Genomic DNA, 4,281 nt, shown 5'->3' on the forward strand with positions numbered 1-4,281 from the left:
GAACAACAAACTGCCTTAATAAATGAGCAGCAAAGGCTAAACTATCAGGGGGAGTTAAGAAACGAACTAATTCATAGGCTTAAAGTAATAGAATCAATAAATGATACTTTATATGACTTCCAATTTGTTGATTTTCAATTAGCTTATTGGGGCTCAACTATTTCGAATGATCCTAAAATCAAAGCCCAATATTTTAATTTCAAATCGTTCAATGAGAAATTCGATAAATGGACTTTAATCAGGTTGGTTGACGAACTCTATCTAGTTGAAGATGATAGTATCCAAATAATAATAAAGGATTTAAGTAGTGCATTAAACAGCAACTATAATAACATAAAGTTTCTTGGAGAGCAATGGCAAGATCGAACAGTAAATGGCAAATTGTTAGGAAAGGGGAAATTGGATTTACGCAGAGGGCTATATGTTAAAAGGAATTCAAATGATATTCAGATTTCTAGAACCGACTTACCATTAAAAAGAGTTTGGATTAATGAGAATACAGACGGAACAGAACAACTTATTAAAGCTATAGAAAAGGTAAAGGCATCGCTGACAATATACAAGCGGTATTAATACATGATTGTTGATTAAATTCTTGAGATGCAAAAGAGCGCCTCGATGCGCAAAATATAAAAACCGTGGTAGTGGAAGGCATGACCAACCACTGCATCCTACCACCGTCACCGCATGGCTGCCAACCTTGACTATGACACCATCCTCATCTCAGATGCTACGTTTGACCGTGTAGGCATCAATGACGAAACCTACAGCGCATACACCTCACTACACTGGCCAACCACAAAAGACAAGTTTGCCGAGATACTGGACACCAAAGCACTTCTGGCAAAATTGCAGAAAGCAATTTTTTATTACATTTCTAAGATTTACTTGATTAACAGAGTAGATTAGTTGATGTTTTAACGCTTACAAGCATTTACAAACGTGTGTATAGCACACTTAATATCTGCTTTAGCTGTTTGAAGTCAACTTTTTAATTAAGTATCGTGAGTATGTGCCATGGTGTATACTCGGATGTTATCTTTCATTGCAGAACCGCCTAAAAAATCATGAATAAACTAGAATACGAGCAAATTGATTCCCCACTATCCGTCAAACTTTCAAGTGACAATCTCGATATGTTACAAATTGGTGTTTTGGGATCACAGCTTCACAGGCTGTTGAACCAAATGGCTTTGGCAACAATTGAGGAAGAAAATGAACGACTTGAAAAGCAAGAAAAGGAGTTAATACAGTTTCATATTCCACAAACTCTTGGACGCGAGGATGTTCTTGTAAGGGCTCAAATTAGTTCTCTTCGTCAAGGTTCGATCGAACTTGATATTGCAGCGATGGTTGCTCTAGTATTTAGCCAAGATAATGCAATTGCCCTATTACAGAACTTATCTGCAAATGCAATATGGGCAATTGGCGAATAAGCATCTAAAGTAACAGGAGTAAGAATTGTATCCAGGAAAACTGGAAGAAATAGTGAAGTAAAAAAGACAGTTTCAAGACGAAGACTTGGCCCAATGGCGACCAAAGTTATCAAAGAACTCAAGGATACTGCTAATGGAGGTCGACTTGAACTTCGATCTGGAGACGATGAACTTATCGTTGAAATCTATTCAGGAAAGAAGGATTAACGAAAGATAACAAATACTAAAATGAATATGCGAACTGAGCCCTTTGAAAGAATAATTCGGAAGGGAAACTCCGGTGCTTCTAGCAACTGGGGCACTTATTTGTTTTAGCTGAACTTTAGACATAATCTATGGCACAACTTATAATTCCAACAGACAATAAAATAGATGGCCCATGGCTTCTTGACAGCAATGCTCTTGAACAGCTAAGCGAAACACTTTTAACGATTGAAGAAAAACTGGAGGAAGCTTTTGAAATTCTTGCGGTTGATTCAGCCAAATCAAGTATTGATGAATACCGAAGGTGGAATGAAAAAGTAACCCTGGAACAAGCTATTGCGAAAACAAAGGGTTCCTATCGATTTAGTGAATCTGAAAAGTATGTTGAGGTTATCTCAAAAGAAGGAAAAAAGATTAAAGATGAATCTATAATTTCATTGTTAAAAGACCCTAATATAAAGGATTTCAAGCCTGCTCAACTCAGAATTCATATTAGAAAGGGACCAAGTGAATTTAGTTTAGAGGTAGGCTCAAAATATGATGGAGAATTGGAAACTCGCGCCAAAATTCCAGAAGAAGGAATAATGAATGATGTAAATTATGAGATTGGAAAATGGATAGATAAACACAAACCTAGCATGGTTTTACAAAAATGGTCTAGTTGGTTTGGTACTATTGCTTTCTTCAGTGTCATACTACTCTTAATTTTAACGGGAAATCTAATTGAACATAAGAAGGACTTGTACGAGGAAATCCTAAGTAATGAAGCTGCTGAAATGCTAATTAACGGTATATCTGAAAGCGAAAGTCAACGAGCTTTAGAAATTCTAATCCAGAAGGAATTTGATTATGTGCCTACTGACTTCAATCCAGATTTAGAGATCAACTCAACCATTGTAGACATTTGGTTGATCGCACTCATAGCTCTTATCATACTTGCTATTAAACCAAAAACCATAGTAGGTTTAGGAAAAAACGCTTGGAAAGTGAAGTTTTTTGTAAAGTGGATATACATAGTATTTGTATTTATTCCACTTTCAATTTTACTCCCCCTACTAAGAGCCAAACTCATGTAGAACACCGTTTATTTACAAAGGCTTGCAGGGTCAGATGCTATAGTTGAATTTACCAAAAGAGTGAATGAAAATAGGAATTATCCCAACATACAAAGAGATTTTCGGTGATAGCCCACCGGAATTCAAAAATCTAATTGCAGGAATACCAACTAAATTCATAGTGAAAATTGTCTCTGTAATGAACGGAGAACTATATCTAAATCAATCTGATCTCAGAACGCATCTGAAATTATTACAATTTCTTCTCCAGAGACAAAGCAAGAAAATTCAGGATGAAATTTATTCCAAAATAGCACAACAGTTTGGGAGAAAGGGAATTGATGACTTTTCAATTTTTTCAACTCATCTCAACCTTCAGTTTCTTCACCTATCACTGCTACATTATCATGAAAACGAGGAATTTGAAGATACTACACCAGAACAAGAATTAAGGATTTTCAAGGCCTATCTGGTATCTACTAGCCAACTTTTCGGTAATATGGAAATTGATACCTTAGCAGATTCTCCACTCGACTACTTCAGGAAAAACACTTGGCCAACGATGATCGGCCAATTCATGTTAAATCACCCCTACAACTATTTTCTAGCAATTGTCAAATCAAAATGCTTTTTTGATGCGTTGGAATTTGAAACTGAATTTGGACAGTATGTAAGGAATTTTACAGAGAGGTTTCAAGACCCTAATTCACTAACTTATATCTTCAGATTTGCCAATACTCTTCAGTTATCGCAAAGGAGAGGCGATACTAAACGATTTTCACCATTCTCCATAAACTCGGATATACAATCCATACCTTTCTTTGATGAACTTGCAATTGACCTAAAGAAATACAGTAAGTCCTACTCCAAAAGCAAAGGAAATTTTACAGGATTAAAAGAGAAACCACTTTATAAAGTTAGTGAACGTTCTTACGTGATAATGAATTGGGATTTCTTAGCTCGAAAGATCTATGATGGCATGCTATTCGACTTTTACAATCAATCTGGGATTTCGAATGAAAGCAGGTTTTCAAAATTTCCTGCCTTTAAACAGTTCATTGGGGAAAATGCAATTGAAAAATATCTTTTTCGTAGTCTGATAAGAGGTTGTTTCAAAAACAAGCACATCATCATAGAATTTGATAATGGTAATTCTTCTGGACACCCTGATGCATACGTTCGAAAGGGTAAGAAAATATTTCTTTTTGAAATCAAGGATTCATTGTTTCCTTCCCGAATAATTGATTCTGAAAAATACGATCTTATTAAATCAGAGATTGATAAAAAATATAATACCGGTGAACCTAAGATGAAAGGTACTCATCAACTACTTAGCCAAATCAAACAGCTTTCTAAGAAGCCTTTTGAAAGCAAATCGTACAATGAACTAAAAATTAAAAAACGAAATTTGATCATTTATCCAATACTTATATATACAGACCCTCACTTTGATCTACCAGGAATTGGAAGATACTTAGATGAGGAGTTTAAAGCTTTAGTTGAATTTGAAGGATTAGATCAAAAATTTGAGAAAATCAAAAAACTAACCTTTCTAAACATTGACTTTCTCATTTCACACCTGAATC

The 4,281-nt window shown here is 35.2% G+C and carries 5 protein-coding genes; all 5 read left to right on the forward strand.

Annotated features, from left to right (window positions below):
• On the forward strand, positions 1 to 573 hold a 573-nt coding region (locus E1176_RS20530), incomplete at its 5' end, for a hypothetical protein (RefSeq protein ID WP_185152640.1).
• 114 nt (positions 574 to 687) lie between these two features.
• Positions 688 to 909 carry a hypothetical protein gene (locus E1176_RS05005; RefSeq protein ID WP_155209469.1) on the forward strand — a complete coding sequence of 74 codons (222 nt, stop codon included), beginning with the start codon at positions 688 to 690 and terminating at the stop codon, positions 907 to 909.
• 158 nt (positions 910 to 1,067) lie between these two features.
• Positions 1,068 to 1,436 (forward strand): hypothetical protein, encoded by a 369-nt coding sequence (locus E1176_RS05010; protein ID WP_155209470.1) that lies wholly within the window; start codon positions 1,068 to 1,070, stop codon positions 1,434 to 1,436.
• 335 nt (positions 1,437 to 1,771) lie between these two features.
• On the forward strand, positions 1,772 to 2,716 hold the full coding sequence (locus E1176_RS05015) for a hypothetical protein (RefSeq protein WP_155209471.1): 945 nt from the start codon (positions 1,772 to 1,774) through the stop codon (positions 2,714 to 2,716).
• Between the two features lie 64 nt (positions 2,717 to 2,780).
• Positions 2,781 to 4,281: hypothetical protein (locus E1176_RS05020; protein ID WP_155209472.1), on the forward strand; the 1,501-nt coding region annotated here is incomplete at its 3' end.

The organism is Fulvivirga aurantia (genome assembly GCF_009711475.1).
GTDB lineage: Bacteria > Bacteroidota > Bacteroidia > Cytophagales > Cyclobacteriaceae > Fulvivirga > Fulvivirga aurantia.

Excerpts from the sequence above, each read along its gene's own strand:
- E1176_RS05005 (WP_155209469.1), top strand. The coding sequence starts at position 688 with ATGGCTGCCAACCTTGACTATGACACCATCCTCATCTCAGATGCTACG.
- E1176_RS05010 (WP_155209470.1), top strand. The coding sequence starts at position 1,068 with ATGAATAAACTAGAATACGAGCAAATTGATTCCCCACTATCCGTCAAA.
- E1176_RS05015 (WP_155209471.1), top strand. The coding sequence starts at position 1,772 with ATGGCACAACTTATAATTCCAACAGACAATAAAATAGATGGCCCATGG.